Origin of the sequence: Antricoccus suffuscus, assembly GCF_003003235.1 — a bacterium.
GTDB classification, from domain to species: Bacteria; Actinomycetota; Actinomycetes; order Mycobacteriales; family Antricoccaceae; genus Antricoccus; species Antricoccus suffuscus.
Genome location: NZ_PVUE01000042.1, coordinates 1 through 1373 on the forward strand (window position 1 = coordinate 1; position 1373 = coordinate 1373).

The window sequence follows — 1373 nt, forward strand, 5'->3', positions numbered from 1 at the left end:
TGTCCAGTCTCGGTTGATGTGAGACACGATAAGTCCACCCAGATATGAGACACGAGCTAGCAGTGCATGTGGGGCACCCGATCACAGGTATGGACTTGGTCCATGCCCAGAACGGATGCCCTCATGAAACTGCTCGATGCCACCCTCATCGCCTCGATCCATCACGATGTCGACGCGTTCGACGGCGACTTCAAACGATGGTGCGCACTGAACAACATTCCGCGTAGCACCGCCTACCGGCACAAGAAGAGAATCACCGAAGAAGGGGCCTGGCAGGCCCGGTCCCACCGGCCCGAGCACTGCCCGCACCACACCCCGCCCGAGGTCGAGAAGGCCGTACTCGATCAACGCCGCAAGTTGCGCCGCGATAACGGTGCCGACAACATCGCCTACCACCTCGACCGCGTCGCTACCGAACAACACTGGAGCGAGAAAGGCTGGCGAATACCCTCACGGGCCACGATCAACAAGATCCTGTCCCGCAACAACGTCGTCGAGGCGCAGCCGCAGAAACGACCGAAATCTTCCTACCGCCGCTTCGCCTACGCCCGCCCGCGGGACTGCTACCAAATCGACGCCACCGAAGTCAGCCTGCTCGGTGGCGAGAAGGCGACCGTGTTCGAAGTCCTCGATGACTGCACCCGCGTCTTGGTCGCGACCCACGTCACCGACGCGGAGACCTCGATCGGCGCGATCACGGCGATCCGCGCCGCGTTTACCGATTACGGCGTGCCGGCGATCGTATTGTCGGACAACGGCCCCGCGTTCACCTCCCGCTTCCTCAAAGGAGGCACCAGCCAGTTCACTCGCGCGTGCACCGGCCACCGCGCGCGGCTGATCCATTCCTCGCCGTATCACCCGCAGACCTGCGGGAAAGTCGAACGCCACCACCGCACCTTCAAAGAATGGCTCGCCGACCAACCCACCGCGCCACGCACCCGCCGCCAGCTGCAGGACCTGTGCGATCAGTATCAGCAGTACTACAACACCGAGCGGCGACACAGCGCTTGGAACAAGCCACCCCTACAGGCATGGAAAGACAAGCCCCTCCATGGCGGGCCCAGTGAACTACCCATTCAGCAAGACGCCACCGTGCGCACACTCTTAGCCAGTTCCTCCGGGCGGATCACGATCACCGGGATCACGATCACAGTCGGCGCACTCTACGCCAGGCAACGGCTCACTATCGTCACCGACGGTGACCACGTCACTGTCTACAAACCCAACGGGCAACCCCTCGGCCACCTACATATCGACACGGCAACCCCTAAATCAGGATCACGGCTGATCGCCGCTTGACCCGCCGACTACATCAGTTACCGTGTCCCATATCTACCTAGACACCGGTGTCCCCCATCAACCTAGACAGCACA

1 protein-coding gene is annotated in these 1373 nt (G+C 62.0%); it reads left to right on the plus strand.

Annotated elements, in window-relative coordinates; translation table 11 throughout:
* The first annotated feature begins 102 nt into the window (after positions 1-102).
* Entirely contained in the window at positions 103-1299 is a 1197-nt protein-coding gene (locus CLV47_RS21750) for a DDE-type integrase/transposase/recombinase (protein ID WP_202862744.1), read from the plus strand.
* Positions 1300-1373: the final 74 nt, after the last annotated feature.

What these genes read in the sequence shown, in the direction of transcription:
- CLV47_RS21750 (WP_202862744.1), top strand. Translation starts at nt 103, where the DNA reads ATGCCCAGAACGGATGCCCTCATGAAACTGCTCGATGCCACCCTCATC.